The following is a 20,595-nucleotide window of genomic DNA, read 5'->3' as shown; positions in this document are numbered from 1 at the left end:
ACCCGGATGACAGGCGACCACCACGGTGAGCCGGGACCGGCGGCGGCCGGGGCCGGGATCTTCACCGTGGACGACGAGGTCGGCCGCGACCTGGCCGAGGTCGACTGGGAGGCGACCCCGCTGGGCCGCCCGGAGCAGTGGCCGCAGAGCCTCAAGACCGCGGTGAGCATCCTGCTGTCGTCCCGGTTCTCCATGTGGATGGCGTGGGGGCCGGAGCTGACGTTCTTCTGCAACGCCGCCTACCGCCGCGACACGCTGGGCCAGAAGTACCCGTGGGCGCTGGGCCGGCCGGCCGGCGAGGTGTGGGCGGAGATCTGGGAGGACATCGGCCCGCGGATCGACGCCGTCCTGTCCACCGGGAAGGCCACCTGGGACGAGGCGCTGCTGCTGTTCCTGGAGCGGGCCGGCTACCCGGAGGAGACGTACCACACCTTCTCCTACAGCCCGCTGCGCGACGACAACGGCTCGGTGGTCGGCATGCTCTGCGTGGTCAGCGAGGAGACCGAGCGGGTCATCGGCGAACGCCGCATGGCCACCCTGCGCGACCTCGGCTCCGACCCCAGCGTGGTGCGCACCGAGCAGGAGATGCTCACCTTCGCCTGCCGCCAGCTCGGCCGCAACCTCCAGGACCTCCCCTTCACCCTGACCTACCTGTTCGACGGCGACGGCCGGGCGCGGCTGGCCGGGGCGACGGGGCTGCCCGCCGGGCATCCGGCCGCCCCGGACACCGTCACGCCCGGCGACCCTGAAGCGGTGTGGCCGGCGCAGGCCCCGGCCCGCGGCGAGGCGGCGCTCGTGGCGCTCGACGCGGCCCCGTACACCGCGCTGCCGCCGGGGAACTGGCCGGAGCCGCCCACGCGGGCGCTGGTGGTGCCGCTGCTGCAACAGGGCGGCATGCCGTACGGGTTCCTGGTGGCCGCGCTCAACCGCTACCGCTCCCTGGACGACGCCTACCGCGGGTTCATCGAGCTGGCCGCCGGGCACGTCGCCACCGGCATCTCCTCGGCCCGCAGCTACCAGGCCCAGCAGCGGCGGGCCGAGGAGCTGGCCGCGCTCGACCGGGCCAAGACCGTCTTCTTCTCCAACATCAGCCACGAGTTCCGCACGCCGCTCACCCTGATCATGGGCCCGGTGCAGGAGTTGCGGAACACCCTGACCGGCGCGGCCCCCGAGGTGCGCCAGGACCTGGAGGTCGTCCACCGCAACGCCCTGCGGCTGGGCCGGCTGGTCAACACGCTGCTCGACTTCTCCCGCATCGAGGCCGGCCGCATGCAGGCCCGCTACGAGCCGGTCGACCTGGCGGTGGTGACCGCCGACCTGGCCAGCGTCTTCCGCTCGGCGGTCGACAAGGCCGGCCTGTCGTTCGAGGTGGACTGCCCGCCGCTGGACGAGCCGGTCTACGTCGACCGGACCATGTGGGAGAAGGTCGTGCTCAACCTGCTCAGCAACGCGCTGAAGTTCACCTTCGAGGGCTCGATCGCCGTCCGGGTGGGCGTACGGGACGGCGGGGCCGTGGTGACCGTCTCCGACACGGGCATCGGCGTCCCGGCCGAGGAGCTGCCGCGCCTGTTCGAACGGTTCCACCGGATCGAGAGCGCCCGCTCGCGCTCCAACGAGGGCAGCGGCATCGGGCTGGCCCTCGTCCAGGAGCTGGTCGGCCTGCACGGCGGCACCATCACCGCCGAGAGCGCCGAGAACGAGGGCACGACCTTCACCATCCGGCTGCCGTTCGGCGCCGGCCATCTTCCGCCCGGCAGCCTGATCCCGGCCCGCCCGGCGGACGCGGTCTCGGCCGGCGCCGAGCCGTTCGTGCAGGAGGCGCTGCGCTGGCTGCCCGAGGACGACAGCGCCGCCGGGACGTCCTCCTCCGACGTCTCGGCGGACGGCGACGGCCCGCCGGGGCTGAGCGACGGCACGCCGGCCCGGGTGCTGATCGCCGACGACAACAGGGACATGCGCGAGTACCTCGTCCGGCTGCTCAAGGGCGCCGGTTACCAGGTCACCGCCGTCGGCGACGGACTCCAGGCGCTGGACGCCGTGCACGCCGACGAGCCCGACCTCGTGGTCAGCGACGTGATGATGCCGCGCCTGGACGGCCTGGCCCTGGTCGCGGCGCTGCGGGCCGATCCGCGTACCGCGGGGGTGCCCGTGCTGCTGCTGTCGGCCCGTGCCGGGCAGGAGGCCTCGATCGAGGGCCTGGAGGCGGGCGCGGACGACTACCTGGTCAAGCCGTTCTCGGCCGCCGAGCTGCTGGCGCGGGCGCGGGCCAACGTGGAGCTGGCGCGGTTGCGCAACCACCACACCCGCTGGCGCAACGCCATGATCGACTCCTTGCAGGAGGCGTTCTTCGTCACCGACGCGGACGGCGCGGTGATCGAGATCAACTCCGCGTTCACCGACATCCTCGGCTACGGCCCCGAGGGTCTGCCCTACACCCCCCGGCACCCGTGGTGGCCGGAGGAGGAGAGCACCCCGCAGGCCCACGCCCAGGTCGCCGCGGTGTTCGACCGGCTCGTCGGCGACGGCAGGGGCAGCGCGATCATCCCCCTCACCCACCGTGACGGGCACCAGGTGTGGGTCGCGGTCACGTTCAACGCGGTCACCGACCCCGACACCCGCCGCCGCCGCGTCGTGGGCACCATGCGCGACGTGACCGCCGAGCACTACCTCGTGCAGCGCGAGAGCGCGCTGGCCGCGCTCAGCCTGCGGGTCTCGCAGGCCGACAACCTGAACGACGCCCTGGCCGGCGGGCTGGACGCGCTCCAGGAGGTCTGGCACGCCCGCCAGGTCGCGGCCGTCGTCTGGGACGAGGACGGCGCCCGCGACCCGGTCGGCGCGCCGTCCGGGCCCGGCTGGCGGGACCTGCCGGAGCAGGTGCGCGCCCGGCTCGCGGGCCTGCGCGGGCAGCCGCCCCTGCGGGCGGTCGCCTCCGAGGCCGACGGCGCCGGCATCACCCTGGAACATCCCGAGGGCCTGCTGGCCGTCTGGATCGACCTGGGCCAGAACCGGCCGTTCACCCACGAGGACCAGACCCTGCTGGCGCTGCTGGCCGGACACCTGGGCCAGGGCCTGCACCGGGTGCACCACCTCGACCAGCAGCGGGAGGCGGCCGTGGCGCTCCAGCGCGCCATCCTCGGGCCGTCCCGGCTGCCCAGCGGCTTCGCCGTGCGCTACGAGCCGGCCACCCGCCCGCTGGAGGTCGGCGGCGACTGGTACGACATCGTGCCGCTGTCCGGGGAGCGCATCGGGATCGTCGTCGGCGACTGCGTGGGGCGCGGGCTGGGGGCCGCGGCCGTCATGGGACAGCTGCGCAGCGCCTGCCGGGCCCTGCTGCTCCAGGACGCCGGGCCCGCCCAGGTGCTCACCGCGCTCGACCGGTTCGCCGCCCTCATCCCGGGCGCCAGGTGCACCACCGTCTTCTGCGGCGTCCTGGACACCGTCGCCGGCGACCTCGTCTACGCCAGCGCCGGGCATCCCCCCGGTATCCTGGCCCACGCCGACGGCACGACCGCGCTGCTGGAGGGCGGCCGTTCGACCCCGCTGGCCGTACGGTCCACGCGCGGGCGCACGGAGGCCGGCTGCACCATGCCGCCCCGGTCCACGCTCCTGCTCTACACCGACGGGCTGGTCGAGCGGCGGCGGCGTCCGCTGACCGACGGCATCGGCGAGGCCAGCACCGCCGTCCAGGTCGGGCGGTCCACCCCGCTGGAGGAGCTGGCCGGCGCCGTCATGTCCTCCCTCGCCCCCGACGGCGGGTTCAACGACGACGTCGCGCTGCTGCTCTACCGCCAGCCCGGCCCGCTGGAGGTGGACTTCCCCGCCGAGTCCAGTCAGCTCGCCCCCGTCCGCTCGGCCCTGCGGGAGTGGCTGGCCCGCTGCCAGCTCGCCCCTTCGCAGGTGCAGAACGTGCTGGTGGCGGCGGGGGAGGCGTGCGCCAACGCGATCGAGCACGGCCACCGCGACGCCCCCGGCGCGACGATCCGCCTGCGGGCCGTCGCGACCCCGGGCGACCTGCGCCTCATCGTCGCCGACTCCGGCCGCTGGAAGCCTCCGGAGCCCGAGGCGAGCCTGCATCGGGGCCGTGGGGTGGCGCTCATGCGCGCCCTGATGAACGAGGTCACCATCAACTCCGGCGCGGCCGGCACCACCGTCGACATGCATGCGAGGATCAGCTCATGACCACCCCTCTGACCCTGACGGCCTCGACGCGTCCCGACGGCACGCTGGTCGTCGCCGCCACCGGTGAGATCGACATGAGCAACGCCGGGGCCCTGGAGGAGGCGCTGATCAGGACCGGCGAGAGCATGGTGCTCGTCGACCTGCGCGGGGTGGAGTATCTGGACAGCGCGGGCCTGAGCGTCCTGTTCACGCACGCCCCGCGGATCCGGCTGGTCGCCAACCCGTTGCTCGAACCCGTCCTGACGATCGCGGGCTTCGCCGACGTGGCCGCCGTCGAGGAGATCACCTACGCCGAGCCGTCACCGGACGGGCACGACGCCTGAGAAACCAAGGGCTTTCGGTCATCTGGCATGGCATCTGCGAGGGCTGCACTGTTTTGGCCTCGCAGGTAAGTGTGTCATGGAGTGAACTCGACCCCGAGTTCGGCAACACGCCGGCGATGCCGGCCGTCGGCATGGACTGCCGGCCCCTCGACGACCAAGGGCCGCACCTGGTGATGCCGGGCGACCGGTGCGGCGGCCGGCACGTCAGCGGCGTCACCGGCATCAGGGTCTGCGTGGACGACCGACTATGGGAGCACCGTGCGTGGCCCGACGTACGGCGGGAGCTCGCTCATGCGGGGTAGGCGTGCGTCTCGGTGGCCTTGACCGAGGCCCAGATCCGCTGGCCGGGGGTCAGGTCGAGGTCGGCGACGGCGGCGGGGGTGATGTCGGCGAAGGCGGTGAGGGGGCCGTCGAGGTGCACGCGCACGTTGTCGCCGTGCCGTTCGAGGCCCTCGATCCGGGCCTGCCAGAGGTTGCGCGGGCTGCCGTCGGGACGGCTGCGGTACAGCGCCACGGCGGCGGGCGGGAACGCCACGAACGCGGGCCCGTCCAGCTCCTCGGACGCGTGCAGCAGCACCTCGCCGACCTTGACCCCGGCGCCGTCGGCCACGCCGCGATAGAGGTTGAGCCCGACCAGGCGGGCCACGTAGTCGGTGCGCGGATGGCGGGCGACCTCGGCCGGCGAGCCCTCCTGGACGACCGCGCCGCCCTCGATGACGATCAGCCGGTCGGCCAGCACCATCGCGTCGAGGGGGTCGTGGGTGACCAGCACGGTCGCGCCGTCGAAGTCGGCCAGGTGGCGACGGAGCTGGGAGCGGATCTCCAGCCGGGTGTGGGCGTCGAGCGCGGCCAGGGGCTCGTCCAGCAGCAACAGCTCGGGCCGCACGGCCAGCGCGCGGGCGAGCGCGACCCGCTGCGCCTGGCCGCCCGACAGCCGCCGGGGCCTGGCGGCGGCGTGGGCGGCCAGGCCGACGCGCTCCAGCAAGGCGGCGGCGATCCGGCGGGCCTCGGCCTTGGGCACGCCCTGGCAGCGCGGCCCGAAGGCGACGTTGTCGAGCGCCGACAGGTGCGGGAAGAGCAGGTAGTCCTGGAAGACCATGCCGATCGGACGGTCCTCGGCGGGCAGCGTGTGCAGCGGCGCGCCGCGCAGGCCGATGTGCCCGGCGGTCATCGGGGTGAGCCCGGCCAGGGCGCGCAGGGCGGTGGTCTTGCCCGCGCCATTAGGGCCGAGCAGCGCCACCACCTCCCCGGCGGCGACCCGCAACGCGACGTCGAGGGTGAAGGCGGGCCGGGTGACGACCAGGTGGGCGTCGAGGGTCATGGCGTGCTCACCCACCGGTCGCGCAGGCTCGCCAGGATGACCACCGAGACGGCCAGCAGCACCAGGCTGAGCACGATCGCCGCCTCCGGCTCGGTCTCCAGCGCCAGGTAGACGGCCAGCGGCATCGTCCGGGTCGTGCCGGGGAAGTTCCCGGCGAACGTGATCGTCGCCCCGAACTCGCCCAGCGCCCGCGCCCAGCACAACACGGCCCCGGCCACCACGCCCGGCATGACCATGGGCAGCGTCACCCGCCGGAACACCGTCCAGCGGGAGGCGCCGAGCGTCGCGGCGGCCTCCTCGAAACGCTGGTCGGCGCCGCGCAGGGCGCCCTCCACGCTGATCACCAGGAAGGGCATCGCGACGAACGCCTCGGCGACGATCACCCCCGCCGTCGTGAACGGCAGCGAGATGCCGAAGGCGGACTCCAGCCACTGCCCGGCCAGGCCGCGCCGGCCCAGCACCAGCAGCAGCGCCACCCCGCCGACCACCGGCGGCAGCACCAGCGGCACGGTGACCAGCGCGCGCACCAGCCGCCGCCCCGGGAACGTCACCCGGGCCAGCAACCAGGCCAGCGGCACGCCGAGCAGCAGGCAGAAGGCCGTGGCGACGGTGGCGCAGCCCAGCGAGAGCCGCAGCGCCTCCAGCACCTGCGGCTCGGCCAGCCGCTGGAGCAGCGTGGACCAGGGGGCCCGGATCAGCAGCCCGGCCAGCGGCAGCACCAGGAACGCCAGCCCCGCCAGCGCTGGCAGGACCAGCATCCACGGCGCCCGCCCGGCGATCTCGCGGCCGGTGGCGGGCTTGCCATGCGGTTCCGCCACGGGCCGTCCGGACGAAGAGGTCACGGGGCCTCGAAACCGGCCTTGGTCAGCACGTCCTTGCCCTGCGGGGACAGCACCAGGTCGACGAACTGCTTGGCCAGGCCGGCGGCCGGCGCCTTGGTCAGGACGGCGATCGGGTAGTCGTTGATCGCCTGGCCGGCCTCGGGGAAGTCGATGCCGGTCACCTTGCCGCCGGAGGCGATCACGTCGGTCCGGTAGACCAGGGCGGCGTCCACCTCGCCCAGCTGCACCTTGGTGAGCGTGGCCTTGACGTCCTGCTCCAGGGTCACCGGCTTGACCGTGAGGCCGGCCGCGCCGAGCGCCTTGACGGCGGCGGCGCCGCACGGCACCTGCTCGGCGCAGAGCGCCACCTTCACCTTCGGGTCGGCCAGGTCCTTCAGCTCGTCGACCTTGGCCGGGTTGTCGGCCGGCACCGCGATCTGCAACTTGTTGCGGACGAAGGTGGTCGGCGCGCCCGCCAGGGAGGCGTCGGTGACCGTCTTCATGGTGGCGGGGCTGGCCGCGGCGAACACGTCGGCCGGGGCGCCCTGGACGATCTGCTGGGCCAGGGTGGCGCTGGAGCCGAAGTTGAACTTCACCGTCGTGCCCGGGTGGGCGCTCTCGAAGCTCTTGCCGAGCTCGGTGAACGTGCCGGTCAGCGACGCCGCCGCGAACACCGTCAGCTCTCCGCCGCCCGCCGACGACGCGGGGGCCGAGGAGGCGGACGTGGCCGGCGTGCCGGAGCCGCAGCCGGCCAGGCCCGCCAGCGTGACCGCGACGGGCAGGACGATCGCCCATCGGGAAAGACGCCTGAACTTCAAGGGGGGCTCCTCACACCTGAGTGGCCACGCGTTCGTGGCCGGGGATCTCCACGACGACGTTGGTGGACTTGATCACGGCGACCGCCACCACCCCCACCTCCAGGCCCAGCTCGTCGGCCGCCTGGCGGCTCATCAGCGACACCACCCGGAACGGCCCGGCGGCGATCTCCACCTGGGCCATCACCGCGTCGCGGATCACCTCGGTCACGATCCCGCGGAAGCGGTTGCGCGCCGAGGAGCGCCCGCCCTCGCCGTCGGCCTCGATCTGCGAACGGGCGAAGGCCGCCAGATCGGCGCCGTCGACCCGCCGGTGGCCGTGCTCGTCGCGCCCGGCCGCCAGCCGGCCCGCGTCGACCCACCGGCGGACGGTGTCGGAGCTGACCCCGAGCAGCGCCGCGGCCTCGCTGATCCGAAACGTCGTCACAAGCCCACACCCTACCTTCCGCATATTCCACCCTGAAGACCGGTCAGGCCATGCAACAGCGACCTGATCGCCGGGTGTGCCCTGGCATCCACGAGAGCACACCCGGCGACCGCGTCCGTCACTGCCGCCGGACCATCTTCCCCTCTCGCTCAGCGGGGCGTGACGCTCGCGGACGACCTGTGGGCCAGGGCCGCCACGGGCAGGGCCGCGACCACCAGCAGCGCGCTGACCCACAGCGCGGACCGGTAGCCGAGCCCGGCGGCGATGGCCGCGCCGCCGAGGGCCGGGCCGGCGGTGGCCCCGACGTTGAGCGCGGCGGTGGCGAAGGAACCGCCGAGCGAGGGCGCTGCGGCCGCCGCGTACAGGACGCGGGCGATCAGGGTCGAGCCGACCGCGAAGGACAGCGCCCCCTGGACGAAGACGAGTACGAACACCGCGACCGGATGACCCGCCGCGTACGCGAAGAGCGCCCAACCGACCGGAAGGGCGAGCCCGCCCGCGACGAGGACCAGCGCCGGGCGAGTGTCGGACAAGCGGCCGGCGGCGGTCACCCCGGCGAACGACCCCAGCCCGAACAGCGCCAGCAGCACCGGAACCCACCCCTCCGAGAACCCGCTCACCTCGGTGACCAGCGGCGACAGGAAGGTGAAGGTGCAGAAGGTGGCGGCGTTGACCAGCGCGCCGAGCGTCAGCGCGACCGCCAGGCGCGGCTCGCGCAGCGCGCGCAGCTCCTGCCGGGCGCGGGGGCGGGCCGTCTCCTGCCCGCCGCCCGGCACCGACCGCACGACGGCGAGGACGGCCGGCAGCGAGATCAGGGCCACCGCCCAGAACGCCGACCGCCAGCCGAACGCCTGGCCGAGCACGGCCCCGGCGGGCACCCCGGCGACGCACGCCAGCGTGATCCCGCCGACCAGGACGGACGTGGCCCGCCCCTTGGCGTCCGGCGCGACCATGCCGGCCGCCGTGGCCAGGCCCACGGCGAGGAAACCGGCGTTGGCCAGCGCCCCGAGGATCCGGGTGACCAGCAGCACGGCGAAGTCATCGGTGAGCGCGCCCACGACGTGCACGAGCACGAACGCGACGAGGAAGACGAGCAGGGACTGCCGGCGCGGCCGGCGCAGGCTGAGCAGCGCCATGAGCGGCGCCCCGACGACCATGCCCGCGGCGAACGCGGACGTCAGCGCGCCGGCGGCCGGGACGGACACGCCCAGGTCTGCGGCGATGGCCGGGACCAGCCCGGACAGCATGAACTCCGACGTTCCCTGGGCGAACACGGCCAGCCCGAGAACGTAGATGGCGAAAGGCACGAGCGGAACTCCAAGAGCTGCACGAAGGAACGCGGCGCGCCGGCGGCACAGCAGGGCGCGGGCGCTACCGCGAAGGGGAGAGGCCCGGGTTCGACGCCACGACGGTGGCGGAACGCCCGGGAGGAATCGGTCCGTGCGAAGGTGATCCGGTGACGGGAGGGCGCGCGGTCTCAGCGACGGCGCTGCCGTTTGACATCACGAGAAGCCACCGACGATCGGTGGCTAGAGTCTTGACGCCTCGGGACCGGACATGCGCCCTACCCTAATCCAAGATCACGGAACCCGTCCACCGGGATTCCCGCGGCCTCACGCCGTCTCGGCGCTGAGTGCCTGGGCCACGGGCCGGCGGGCGGCCAGCCGCGCGGGCAGGGCGGTGCACGCCATGGTCGCCAGGAGGGTGGCGAGCGCGGCGCCGACCAGCCAGGAGGAGGGGGCCGGCACCGAGTTCCCGGCGGCGAAGAGCGAGAGCAGGCCCAGCCCCAGGGGGATGCCGGCGACGGCGCCGGGCAGGCTGGGCAGGAGCTGGGCCGCGGACAGCCCCGCGGCGACCTGCCCGGGGGTGGCGCCGAGCGTGCGCGCGACGGCCAGGTTGGCGCGGGCCTCCATGGCCGTGGTCCAGGTGAGCGTGATGGTGTTGACGACGGCGAGGGCGATCAGCAGGACGGTGACGGCGAGCATCAGCCGGCGGTCCTGCTCGCCGCGCAGGTTGGGCAGGACGGAGGAGCCGTCCAGGCCGTAGCCCCGCTCGGGCTGGACGTGCAGGGTCAGCAGGGCGACGACCGCGATCACCGTGGTGGCGGTGGAGCACGCCTGGAGCACGGCCCGGCCGGGCCTGCGGGCGGTCAGCCGCAGGCCGAGCAGGAGCGGCGTGGGCAGCAGCGCCGACAGCGCGGTGAGCCAGGGCCGGTGACGCGGCGGGCGCGCGGTCGCGGACAGCGCCGTGACGGTCGCCGTCCGCATGGCTCGCAACGTGGGACGCAGCGTGGACAGCACCGCCACCGCCACGGCGAGGACGGTCGCGGTGACGACGGGAGCGCCGCCGAGCTCGGCCGCGTCGCCGATCCGGCTGGCCGTGGGGCTGGCCAGGCCGGGCGCGGCCAGGCGGGCGATCATCAGCCCCAGCGCGTCGCCGGCCAGCGCCAGCGCCAGGTATTCGGTGAGCAGGACGGTGGCGATCAGCCCCGGCCCGGCGCCGACGGCCTTGAGCAGCCCGGCCCGGCGCGTCCGCTCGGCGGCGCGTCCCGCGGCCAGCGCCGCCACGCCGGTGACGGCCAGGAAGCTGAGCAGCCAGCTTCCGACCACCAGGATCGGCCGGCTGTCCTTGAGGATGACGGTGTCCTGCGTGGCCGTGAACTGCCAGGAGTGGAAGTCGACCCGGACGTCGGGGTCGCGGTGGGCCTCGCGGAACGCCTCGGTCGCGGCGGGGTCGCGCAGCTTGAGGTCGATGGCCGTGGTCACCGGGAGCCGCCGGGAGGAGGCCAGCGTGCGGGCGTCCGACCGGGTCATCCAGGCCAGGCCGCCGGAGTCGCTGGGGCCGCCGCCGGGGCCGATCTGCGCCGCCCACGGGTAGATCGAGGTGGCCGCGGTGACGGCGATCCCGACGACCGGGTACGACCGGCCGGCGATGGTGACGCGGTCGCCGACGCCGGCGCCCAGGGCGGTGGCGAAGCCGCGTTCCAGGACGGCGCCGCCGGGGCTCACCCAGCGGCCCGAGGTCACCAGCGGCCGGTCGACCGCGCCGGGCCGCTCGGCGAAGCCGTGCACCACCACCCCGGACGACGTCGCACCGCGCGTGGTGAGATTGGCGTAGACGATGCGGTAGGGGCCGTGGGCGGCGACCACGGCGGGGTCGTCGGCCAGCGCGGCCAGGGCCGAGGTCGCCGCGCGGCCCGTGTCGCCGGACAGCGCGACCACGTCCGGTCCGGCGGTGGCCGCGCGGGTCTGCTCGTACATCGACCGGCTCGCGTCGCCCAGGGACAGGCCCAGGGCCATCGTGGCGGTGGCCACGGTCACCGCGAGCAGCAGCATCAGGGCCTGGGCCCGGTGCCGGCGCAGGTCGGTCAGCACCAGACGGGCGACCAGGACGACGGCGCCCATGACGTTCAGCCCTCCAGCCCGATCAGCCCGCCGAGCCCGTGCGGGTGGGCGGCGGCCAGGTGGGTGTCGTCGACGAACATGCCGTCGCGCATCGAGACCAGCCGGTCGGCGGTGGCCGCCACCCGCTCGTCGTGCGTGACGATCACGAGGGTCTGGCCACCGGCACGCAGCTCCTCGAAGATCCTCAGCACGTCGAGGGTGGCGGCGGTGTCGAGGTTGCCGGTGGGCTCGTCGGCCAGCACGACCAGCGGCTCGTTGACCAGCGCGCGGGCGACGGCGATCCGCTGCCGCTGGCCGCCGGACAGCTGCGAGGGCAGGTGCCGGGCGCGCGCGGCCAGCCCGACCCGTTCCAGCAGCAGGGCCGCGCGCCGCCTGGCCTGGCGGCGCGAGCGGCCGGCCAGCAACGCGGGCAGCTCGACGTTCTCGGCCGCCGACAGCTCCTCCACCAGGTGGAACGCCTGGAAGACGAACCCGACGGACCGGCGCCGCAGGCGGGCCAGGGCCCGCTCGCTCAGCGTGTCGATGCGCCGCCCGGCCAGCCACACCTCGCCGCCGGTGGGCCGTTCCAGGCCGCCCAGCAGGTGCAGCAGGGTCGACTTCCCGCAGCCGCTGGGGCCCATCACCGCCAGCGTCTGCCCTTGGGGCACCTCAAGGTCGACCTCGTCCACCGCGCGGACCCGGCTCTGCCCTTGACCGTGGGTTCTCACCAGGCCGCGGGCCCGTATCGCGTTCATGCGCCCTCGAATTCGTCGTCGCGCCCGGACCAGGACCGTTCGCAGGCGTCGAGCCAGCGCAGGTCGGCCTGCAACCGCAGCACGACCCCTTCCAGCAGCAGGCCGGCGGGCGATCCGGGCGGCTCGGCCAGCGCCGCCCGCTGGACCTCGCGCAGGCGGCGCAGCAGCTCACGGCGCTGGGCCGCCACCAGCTCGACCGGGTCGGCGAGCCGGGCCGCCGCGGCGGCGGCGAGCTTGAGATGGAACTCCGCCAGGTCGGGTTTCGGCCAGCCCACCTCGGCCAGCCAGGCGGCCACCCGCCGCTGGCCGTCGGGGGTCAGCGCGTAGACCTTGCGGTCGGGCCGCTCGGGCAGGCCGTCGGCCCGTTCACAGACGACGAGCCCGGCCTTCTCCAGCCTGGCCAGGGTCACGTAGATCTGGCCGGGGTTCATCGACCCGCCCAGCGGGCCGAGGCTGCGCCGCAGGCGGTCGCGCAGGGCGTAGCCGTGCGACGGCTCCTTGGCGAGCATCGCCAGCACCGCGTCCTGCACGGCCTCACCCCCTAACGGTTAGCCAATAGATAGCGGTTAGCCGTAGGAGGTGTCAAAGCCTAGGTGGCCGGTCGCGGCTTGATGATCCACAGGCCCAGGCCGTACATCGCCAGGCCGAGCAGGACGAACCCGGCGGCGACCGGGTAGCGCAGCCCGGACGGCATGTAGGTGGCCAGGAACCAGGAGTGACGCAGCATGTCACTGGACACGAAGAAGGCCGCGAGGATGCCCTGCGGAACCAGCGGGATGGCGCCGAAGCCGAAGCACCACCAGACGAGCGTGCGCTGCGTCGTGGACAGCTGGTCGAAGCGGGACGCCACGGAGGCCCGCTGCCTGCGGCCGGTGCGCATCAGGTCCAGCAGCTCGGGGCCCTGGGCGCGCAGGCGGCGTTCGGCGAGCAGGCCGAAGCCCCAGGCGCACAGCGCCCCGGTCAGGACGCCGACGGCCACGCCCGCCCACCCGTACCGCAGCGCGACCAGCGCCGCGGGCAGTCCGGTGACGAGCACCAGGGCGAGCGTCAGGTAGGCCAGCCCGGTCAGGCCGCTGTCGTCCTCGCTGGTGCGCAGCGGGTTGCCCGCGCGACGGTGGGGGTCGGTGCCGGGGACGAGCCCGTAGACCGAGATCAGCGGCACCAGCCCGGCCGCGCCGCCCAGCAGGGCCGCCAGCAGCGCCAGGACCAGCGGCCAGGGACCGCCGGTGATCGAGGTGAACGCGACGGTCAGCACGACCCCCACCGGCGCCTGCGCCGCGAGCCAGGCGAGCTGCCGGCCGCGCACGTCGCTCGCGCCGGGGGTCATCACGGTCAGCCACAGCGCGGTGCCGTCGGCGCCGTACTGGTTGGCGGCCATGGCGGCGGCCATCACGACGAAGATCGGGCCGGCGTACGGCAGCATGCCGTTCCAGCCGACGATCAGCGGGACGGCGGCGAAGCAGACGGCGTACGACAGCGCGAAGGTGAGCTGGTGGGTGCGCACCAGGTCACGCGACCAGGTGCGCAGCTCCTTGGCGATGATCGCGCCGTTGGCGGTGGCGGCCGTCATCGGGCGCCGGCTCCGCCCGGAGGGTTGCCGCGCCCCCGCGCGCCGGCCCAGCAGCACGGCCCACGCGCCCAGAAGCAGGAGAGTCAGGAGCGCCAGCGCGCCCAGCGCCCACCACTCGCCCTGGACGGCCAGCAGCCCCCACCCGGAGGGCAGATACCGGACGACGGAGGGCACGCCGGTCTCGCCGAAGGCGACGAAGAAGATCCAGATCTGCCCGAGCGCCGCCAGGATCGCGCCGTTGAGCATGCCCGAGGCGATCGCGCCCGACCGGGTGCGCAGCGCCTGCCCGACCACCGCCACGGCGAGCTTCGACAGCAGGACGAACACGGCCAGTTGCAACACCATCGCGGGCACGGCCATCAGGGCGTTCGGCAGCCCGATCAGCGCGCCCGCGACCGGCAGGCCGGCCAGCGCGACCAGGCTGACCAGCGGCGCGACGCCGACGAAGGCCGCCACCAGCAGCCCGGTCGCCAGGCGGCGCGGCGGCAGGCCGAGCATGGTGAAGTACTCGGGCCGCAACGTCTCGTCGCCGCCGCCCATGAAGACCGGGCCGAGTATCCAGCCCAGCAGCCAGATGGCGTAGGCGGCGGCCAGCAGGTCGGGGTCGGTGAAGGCCAGGTAGATCGTCCCGGCCGCGAGCAGCGAGCCCAGGGTGGCGCCCGTGCTCGCGGTCTGGGCCCGGGTGCCCCGGAAGGCGTGCCGCAGGATGGCGACCTTCATCCGGGCCATGGTGAGAGTGGTCAGCGCGACAGCCACGACAGCTCCTTCACGCCGTTGTCGTGGTTGCCGACGAGGGCGACGAAGGTGTCCTCCAGCGAGCGGCCGCCGCGGACCTCGTCCAGGGGGCCGGACGCCGCCACCGTGCCCTTGTCGATCACCGCGACCCGGTCGCAGAGCTGCTCCACCAGCGCCATGACGTGGCTGGACAGCACGATCGAGCCGCCGCCCGCGACGAACCCGCGCAGGATGCGCTTGATCGTGGCGGCCGAGACCGGGTCGACCGCCTCGAACGGCTCGTCCAGCACGAGCAGCCGGGGGGCGTGCAGCAGCGCGGTGGCCAGGCCGATCTTCTTGCGCATGCCGGTGGAGTACTCGATGACCAGTGTCGTCTCGGCGCCGTCCAGCTCCAGGACGGTCAGCAGCTCGTCGGCGCGCCGGGCCACCTCGTCCTTGGGCAGGCCGCGCAGCAGGCCGAGGTAGGTGAGCACTTCGCGCCCGGTCAGCCGTTCGGGCATGGCCATGCCGTCGGGCAGCACGCCGACCAGGGCCTTGGCCTGCTCCGGAGCCGACCAGACGTCCTCGCCGAAGATCCGGGCGCCGCCCGCGTCGGGACGCAGCAGGCCGACGGCCATGGACAGGGTGGTGGTCTTGCCGGCGCCGTTCTGGCCGACGAGTCCGAAGAAGGAACCCTGGGGGACGGTGAGGTCGATCGCGTCGACGGCGACCTTGTCACCGAATCTCTTGGTCAGCCCACTGATCTCCAGCGCCGGTGTCATGGTGTTCTCCTGGTGGCGAGGGTGAAGATGGTGGCCAGTTCGGCGGCGAGGGCGCTGACGTCGTAGTCGGGGTCCTTCAGCAGGTAGCTCGGTACGGCGTCGATGGCGCCGCGGATCGCGATCGCCATCGGGCGCAGCTCGAACCGCCGGAACTCACCGGTCTGCTGACCCCAGGCCAGCAGCTTCTCGATGTCGGTGATGGCGCTGCCCTGCTGGCCCGCGTAGGGCCCGTCACGGTCGTGGACGACGATCTCCACGAGCGCCAGCAGGGGTTTGCGGTGCAGGCGCATGAATTCGAGGTTCGTCTCGAAGTACACGCGCAGTGCGTCGGTGGCGGAGGTCTGCGCCAGGATGCGCGGCAGCATCAGGTCGGTCGCGAGCTTGGCGGCGTGCGCGACGACCGCCTCGATCAGCTCGTCCTTGCTGCCGAAGTAGTACGCGATCAGGCCCGGCGTGATGCCGGCGAGCTTGGCGATCTTCGCCATCGACGCCTGCTGGTAGCCCAGCGTCGCCAGAGCCTCGACGGCGCAGTCGATGATCTGCGCCCGCCGGTTCTCCTCGACGAAGGTCCGTCCTCCTGATGGCATGTTCAAAATATTAAACGGTCATTCAATGCTTGGCAAAGTCCAACCCTGGAACGCCGTACGGCAGCCCTACCCGGCCAGTCCGAACCGGGTGGTGATGGCACGCAGCCCTTCGAGCACGTCGGCGGCCGAGGGGGCGGCCCGCGGGTCGTTGAGCCACTGAGCCATCACGCCCAGCAGCAGCGCGAGCTGCACCGAGCCGACGGCGCGCACCTCGCCCTCGGCGAGCTCCTCCTCCGGCCGGCCGGTGAGCTGCGCGGCCATGCCGCGCCGCCCCTCGCGCTGACCGGCCACGAGCTGCTCGCGCAGCTCCGGCGAGTACTCCGCCTGGACCAGCGCCTCCAGGTTGGCCAGCCACAGCGTGCGGTGCTCGTTGATCGAGCCGATCAGTTGCGCCCACATCGTCTCGAAGCGCTCGGCGGACGGCTCGTCGGCGTCACCCGCGCCGTCCAGGGCCGACAGTGCGGCGCCGACCTGGTGGCCCCACTCGTCCATGGCCTCGACCAGGGCCGCGTTGAGCAGCGCCTCGCGGGAGCCGAAGTGGTAGCCGATGGCCGCCATGCTCACGCCGGACGCCGTGGCGATGTCGCGGACGGTCGTGCGCCCCCAGCCCTTCTCCTCCAGGCAACGCCGCGCCCCGGCCAGCAGGTCTTCCCGATTTCCCATGGCCGGCAGCCTAGCACGGGCGCCTTAGACAGCCGTCTTGCGCGTTCGCCCAAATCTGCGTACGGTGTGGAGCGTTCACCGACGAAAGAGGACATTCCGATGCGTATCCTGATCTCCGGCGGCAGCGTCGCCGGGCCCGCGCTGGCCTACTGGCTGCACCGTCACGGCCACGAGGTCACCCTCGTCGAGCGCGCCCCGGCCCCGCGCGGCGGCGGCGCGGCGATCGACTTCCGCGGCTCGGCCCTGGACGTGCTGGAGCGCATGGGCCTGCTGGCCGAGATGCGCCGGCACGCGACCACGATGACCGCCATGACGATGGTCGACGAGGCCGGCGACGTGCTCGCCGTACTGCCCGCCGCCGCGATCTCCGGCGAACTGGAGGTGCTCAAGTCCGACGTCACGAGCGTGCTGTACGAGGCCACCCGGGACCTCGCCGAGTACCTGTTCGACGACACGATCACCGCGCTCGACCAGGACGCGACGGAGGTCCGGGTGCGGTTCGAGAAGGCCGCGCCGCGCACGTTCGACCTGGTCGTCGGCGCCGACGGGCTGCACTCCAAGGTGCGCGCGCTCGCCTTCGGCCCCGAGTCGCGCTACGTGCGCAACCTCGGCATCTACGGCGCGCTGTTCACCACCGGCAACCTCCTGGGCCTGCGGGACGCGGGCCTGATGCACAACACGCCCGGCCGCAGCGCCCTCGCCTTCACCGCCCACGGCAACAGCGAGCTGCGCGTCGGCCTGTCGTTCACCGCCGAGGACCTCGCCTACGACCGGCGCGACCGCGCCCAGCAGGAACGGCTCGTGGCCGAGCACTACGCCGGAGCGGGCTGGGAGGTGCCCCGGCTGCTGGCGGCCATGCGGGAGGCGGAGGAGTTCTTCTTCGACTCCTCGGGCCAGGTCGTGATGGACACCTGGACGAACGGCCGGGTCACGCTGCTGGGCGACGCGGCCTACTGCGCGGCGCCGACCTCCGGCCGCGGCACCTCGCAGGCCCTGATCGGCGCGTACGTGCTGGCCGGCGAGCTGGCCGAGGCCCCCGACCACGTCACCGGCCTGGCCGCCTACGAGAACCGGATGCGCGAGTACGTCGAGCGCAACCAGCGGCACGGCCGGGCCGCGGCCCGCTGGTTCTTCGGCTCGTCGGAGGAGCCCATGCCGGACGAGACCGACGACGCGGTCCCGCTCAAGGATTACGCGGTCTGAACCCCGCACGCACCCCTGGCGGCTCAGAGCCAGCCGGCGTCGCGGGAGATGCGGATGGCGTCGATGCGGTTGCGCCCGCCGACCTTGCTGATCGCGTTCGACAGGTAGTTGCGCACGGTGGCCTGCGACAACGAGAGCTGGGTGGCGATCTGCGCGGTGCGGATGCCGGACGCGGCGGCGCGCAGCACCTCGGTCTCCCGGGCGGTGAGCGGGCTGCTGCCGGTCTCCAGCGCGGCGGCGACCAGCTCGGGGTCGATCACCCGTTCGCCGCGGGCGATGCGCCGGATGCCGTCGGTCAGGGTCTGGGCGGGGGCGTCCTTGACGATGAACCCCTTCACGTGCACCTTCAGCGCGCGCAAGAGGTTGCCCGGCTGGCTGAGGCCGGTGAGCACGAGCGTGCGGCAGCCCGGCAGCCGCTCCGACAGCTGCTCGGCGGCCGACAGGCCGTCCAGTCCCGGCATGTCGATGTCGAGCACCGCAACGTCCGGGCGCACCCGGAGGGCGGCGGCCAGCACCTCGTCGCCGCGCTCGATCTCGGCGACGACCTCCATGTCGTCCTCCAGCGAGAGCAGGGCGACCAGGGCCGATCGGATCATGTGCATGTCCTCGGCGATCAGTACGCGGATCACGGGCCTTCCTCGGGAACCTCGACCGACAACCGGAAACGGCCGTCGTGGACGGCGGTGGACGACGAGCCGGACGCCGCGCGGGCGCGTTCGGCGACCCCGGCGAGCCCCGAACCCGGGCCCGCGACGCCGCGCACTCCGTCATTGACGATCTCCAACCGTACCGCGCCGCCGTCGCGGGACACGGTGATGGCGCAGGTGCCGGCCTCGCTGTGGCGCAGCAGGTTGGTGGTGCCCTCGCGGATGGCCCAGGCCAGCGCGTCGTGGGCGGGGCCGGACAGGGGCGGCAGCGCGGCCACGTCCAGCCGGGTGTCGACGCCGGCCGCGCCGAGCAGGGCCGCCGCGCCGTCGATCTCGGTGCGCAGCGACACGGCCAGCTCGTCGCGGGTGATCGCGCGTACGTCCCTGAGGGCGTCGCGGGCCACGCCCGTCAGGCTCTCGATCTCGGCACGGGCCGCGCCGGCGTCCTTGACGAGCAGCCGCAGCGCCAGGTCGCCCTTGAGGGAGATCGCCGACAGGCTCTGGCCGAGCAGGTCGTGCAGGTCGCGCGAGACCCGGACGCGTTCCTCGCCGACCGCGGCGGCGGCCAGCTCGGCCCGGGTGGCCTCCAGCTCGTCCAGCAGCAGGACCAGGCGGGCGCCGGCGACCAGCGCCCCGCCGAACACGGTGAGGGCGAGCACGGGGTAGACGGCCAGGAGGAGGGCGTGCGGCACGGTGGTGGAGCCGTCCCGCACCATCTGCGTCACCTCCAGCGCCGCGGGGTGCAGGACCTGCGCGACGGCGGCCACCGCCCGCGCCGGGCCGCGCAGCAGCATGACGATCGAGGCCAGGGCGAAGACGGCCACGGCCTCCCACTGCGTGGCCAGCCACCACAGAGGCAGGTTCGCCAGCAGCAGGAGCGCCGCCAGTGTCCAGGGCCAGCCCGCCGGGCGCGCGCCGCGGGAGGCCGCCAGGCTGTGCCGGAGCTGGAGCGCCAGGGCCGCCAGGACGCCCACCCCCGCCAGCACGGGGTCGCCGGGCGGGCCCTCCAGCCCCATGCCGATGTAGACCGGAACCTGGGCGGCCAGCGGGAGGTGCAGCGCGATGAACGGCCGGTGCGGATGCCGCAGCACCCAGGACGGCGGGATCTGCGGGGTCATGCCGGCACCTCGATCGTCTCGGTCACGTCGTCGGCGCGGACCTCCAGCAACACCCGGCCGCCCTCGACGGTGGCGGCGATCGTGCAGGCGCGCACGCCGTCGGCGCGCAGGAGGCGGGTCACCGTGGCGCGCAGGGCGGCGCGTGGGCGCGGCGGGATCGTCTCGGGAACACCCTGTCTGGGCAGCTCAAGGCGGGTCGGCACGCCCGCGGCCGACAGCAGCGTGGCGGCCGTCTCCAGCTCGGCGCGCAGCGACGGCTGCCGGTAGCCGCGCACCCGCCGCCTGGCCTCGGCCAGCGTGCGCCGCGAGTCGTCGGCGAGCCGCCCCAACTCCTCTGCCAGCCCTGCGTCACGAGCCGGCCCGATGTCATGCGGGCTGGGGGTGTCCGGAGGTGGTCTCAGAGGGTCGGGGGCCAGGGCCGCCGCCGCGCGTTCGCCGCGGGCGGCGATCGACTCCAGCGCGCCGCCGAGCGTACGGCGCAGGTCGTCGTCGATGCGCCGCCGCTCCTGCGCGACCGCCTGCTGGGCCAGCTCCTCCCTGGCCGCCTGGAGCCGGGTCAGCGCCGCGGCGAGCCAGACGAGCAGCAGCAGCGCCCCGCCGCCGCACAACACCGAGAACGCCGGCCACGCCGCCGCCCGCCACGGCAGGTCCAGCAGCGACGCCACCGGCGCGGCCACCGCCACCAGGCCCACGAAGAACAGGTACGACCACGGCCCCGGCAGCACCAGCACCGCCGACGCCGCGAGCCCCGCGTACGCCCGCGGCCACATGTTCCCGGCAAGCGGCGTCACGCCGAGCACGATGACGGCCATGGCCGCGAACGTCCACAGGCCGGCCGGCGGACGGCGCGCGTGGGCGGCGTACCAGACGTGGCGCAGGTGCGGGGGGAGGTAGGCGGCGGTCGCGGCCAGGCTCCACAGCCCGGTGCGGCTGCCGTTGCCCTCGTAGCCGAACGACAACGTCACCTGCAGCAGCGGCAGCAGGGAACTGCACACGACCGCGGCGACCGGCGCCAGCCGGACGACCCGGTCGGACCGCCAGAACCCCGCCACTTCGCCCACCGCCCGTCGACGTTCCCCGGCTGACCAGCGTAGGCGGCCGGGCCGGACGGCGGCGCGGCCGGACAGCCGGGGCCTGACCGGGGTGAGCGGGAGGGCCATGAGGGGAGCCCGTCCCGGCTCAGCCGTCGACGCGCGTGGTCGCGGACACGACGGGGCTGGCCATGGTCGGGCTCCGATCGGCTCGTCGAGGTCGGCCGGCTCGCCGGGCGAGGCCGCCGCCTTCCTC

General features: G+C 74.2%; 19 protein-coding genes. 4 read left to right on the top strand and 15 right to left on the bottom strand.

The features are described from left to right. Positions 1–6 precede the first annotated feature (6 nt). The 3 genes from ACWCSU_RS24385 to ACWCSU_RS24375 all read left to right on the top strand — a co-directional run bounded on the left by ACWCSU_RS24385 (position 7) and on the right by ACWCSU_RS24375 (position 4,804). On the top strand, positions 7–4,179 hold the full coding sequence (locus ACWCSU_RS24385) for a SpoIIE family protein phosphatase (RefSeq protein WP_449937707.1): 4,173 nt from the start codon (positions 7–9) through the stop codon (positions 4,177–4,179). Beyond that, positions 4,176–4,502, top strand: coding sequence for an STAS domain-containing protein (locus ACWCSU_RS24380; RefSeq protein ID WP_449937705.1), 327 nt, complete (start codon positions 4,176–4,178; stop codon positions 4,500–4,502). The genes ACWCSU_RS24385 and ACWCSU_RS24380 overlap by 4 nt, the downstream gene beginning before the upstream one ends. Positions 4,503–4,573: 71 nt before the next feature. Continuing rightward, positions 4,574–4,804: a hypothetical protein gene (locus tag ACWCSU_RS24375; RefSeq protein ID WP_449937702.1), complete on the top strand. Its 231-nt coding sequence runs from the start codon at positions 4,574–4,576 to the stop codon at positions 4,802–4,804. Here the strand turns inward: ACWCSU_RS24375 and ACWCSU_RS24370 are convergent. The 12 genes from ACWCSU_RS24370 to ACWCSU_RS24315 form a co-directional block, all read right to left on the bottom strand. Further along, entirely contained in the window at positions 4,792–5,823 is a 1,032-nt protein-coding gene (locus ACWCSU_RS24370) for an ABC transporter ATP-binding protein (protein WP_364091906.1), read from the bottom strand. The two genes, ACWCSU_RS24375 and ACWCSU_RS24370, sit on opposite strands and share 13 nt — an antisense overlap. After that, complete coding sequence (locus ACWCSU_RS24365; RefSeq protein ID WP_449938358.1) at positions 5,820–6,581, bottom strand: ABC transporter permease; 762 nt, start codon at positions 6,579–6,581, stop codon at positions 5,820–5,822. The genes ACWCSU_RS24370 and ACWCSU_RS24365 overlap by 4 nt, the downstream gene beginning before the upstream one ends. A gap of 80 nt (positions 6,582–6,661) precedes the next feature. After that, entirely contained in the window at positions 6,662–7,462 is an 801-nt protein-coding gene (gene modA / locus ACWCSU_RS24360; RefSeq protein ID WP_449937699.1) for a molybdate ABC transporter substrate-binding protein, read from the bottom strand. A gap of 10 nt (positions 7,463–7,472) precedes the next feature. Then, positions 7,473–7,886 (bottom strand): TOBE domain-containing protein, encoded by a 414-nt coding sequence (locus ACWCSU_RS24355; RefSeq protein ID WP_357699565.1) that lies wholly within the window; start codon positions 7,884–7,886, stop codon positions 7,473–7,475. 149 nt (positions 7,887–8,035) lie between these two features. Further along, positions 8,036–9,193 carry a Cmx/CmrA family chloramphenicol efflux MFS transporter gene (locus ACWCSU_RS24350; RefSeq protein ID WP_449937696.1) on the bottom strand — a complete coding sequence of 386 codons (1,158 nt, stop codon included), beginning with the start codon at positions 9,191–9,193 and terminating at the stop codon, positions 8,036–8,038. A gap of 306 nt (positions 9,194–9,499) precedes the next feature. Beyond that, entirely contained in the window at positions 9,500–11,290 is a 1,791-nt protein-coding gene (locus ACWCSU_RS24345; protein ID WP_449937694.1) for an FtsX-like permease family protein, read from the bottom strand. Positions 11,291–11,295: 5 nt separating this feature from the next. Continuing rightward, positions 11,296–12,024 (bottom strand): ABC transporter ATP-binding protein, encoded by a 729-nt coding sequence (locus ACWCSU_RS24340; RefSeq protein ID WP_449937692.1) that lies wholly within the window; start codon positions 12,022–12,024, stop codon positions 11,296–11,298. Continuing rightward, on the bottom strand, positions 12,021–12,554 hold the full coding sequence (locus ACWCSU_RS24335) for a PadR family transcriptional regulator (RefSeq protein WP_357699573.1): 534 nt from the start codon (positions 12,552–12,554) through the stop codon (positions 12,021–12,023). The genes ACWCSU_RS24340 and ACWCSU_RS24335 overlap by 4 nt, the downstream gene beginning before the upstream one ends. 59 nt (positions 12,555–12,613) lie before the next feature. Then, positions 12,614–14,350, bottom strand: a complete 1,737-nt coding sequence (locus tag ACWCSU_RS24330) for a hypothetical protein (protein ID WP_449937688.1) — start codon at positions 14,348–14,350, stop codon at positions 12,614–12,616. Continuing rightward, on the bottom strand, positions 14,335–15,090 hold the full coding sequence (locus ACWCSU_RS24325) for an ABC transporter ATP-binding protein (RefSeq protein ID WP_449937686.1): 756 nt from the start codon (positions 15,088–15,090) through the stop codon (positions 14,335–14,337). Before ACWCSU_RS24325 ends, ACWCSU_RS24330 begins: the two co-directional genes overlap by 16 nt. Further along, positions 15,087–15,677, bottom strand: a complete 591-nt coding sequence (locus tag ACWCSU_RS24320; RefSeq protein WP_449937684.1) for a TetR/AcrR family transcriptional regulator — start codon at positions 15,675–15,677, stop codon at positions 15,087–15,089. Before ACWCSU_RS24320 ends, ACWCSU_RS24325 begins: the two co-directional genes overlap by 4 nt. A 66-nt stretch (positions 15,678–15,743) precedes the next feature. Then, positions 15,744–16,340, bottom strand: a complete 597-nt coding sequence (locus ACWCSU_RS24315; RefSeq protein ID WP_357699581.1) for a TetR/AcrR family transcriptional regulator — start codon at positions 16,338–16,340, stop codon at positions 15,744–15,746. Positions 16,341–16,439: 99 nt separating this feature from the next. On the opposite strand from ACWCSU_RS24315, the gene ACWCSU_RS24310 reads away from it, so the two are divergent. Further along, a complete protein-coding gene (locus tag ACWCSU_RS24310) occupies positions 16,440–17,543 on the top strand; it encodes an FAD-dependent monooxygenase (protein ID WP_449937683.1) in 1,104 nt (367 codons plus the stop codon). A gap of 23 nt (positions 17,544–17,566) precedes the next feature. Here ACWCSU_RS24310 and ACWCSU_RS24305 read toward each other — a convergent pair whose 3' ends face one another. The 3 genes from ACWCSU_RS24305 to ACWCSU_RS24295 are packed head-to-tail and all read right to left on the bottom strand — an operon-like array spanning position 17,567 to position 20,468. Continuing rightward, positions 17,567–18,172, bottom strand: coding sequence for a response regulator transcription factor (locus ACWCSU_RS24305; RefSeq protein WP_357699585.1), 606 nt, complete (start codon positions 18,170–18,172; stop codon positions 17,567–17,569). Next, the gene (locus tag ACWCSU_RS24300; RefSeq protein ID WP_449937681.1) at positions 18,169–19,308 is read right to left on the bottom strand and encodes a sensor histidine kinase; all 1,140 of its coding nucleotides are present in this window, start codon (positions 19,306–19,308) and stop codon (positions 18,169–18,171) included. Before ACWCSU_RS24300 ends, ACWCSU_RS24305 begins: the two co-directional genes overlap by 4 nt. Then, positions 19,305–20,468 (bottom strand): hypothetical protein, encoded by a 1,164-nt coding sequence (locus ACWCSU_RS24295; protein WP_449937679.1) that lies wholly within the window; start codon positions 20,466–20,468, stop codon positions 19,305–19,307. Before ACWCSU_RS24295 ends, ACWCSU_RS24300 begins: the two co-directional genes overlap by 4 nt. Positions 20,469–20,595: the final 127 nt, after the last annotated feature.

Source organism: Nonomuraea sp. NPDC001699 (genome assembly GCF_053596455.1).
This window is presented reverse-complemented; position numbering and strand designations above follow the sequence as displayed.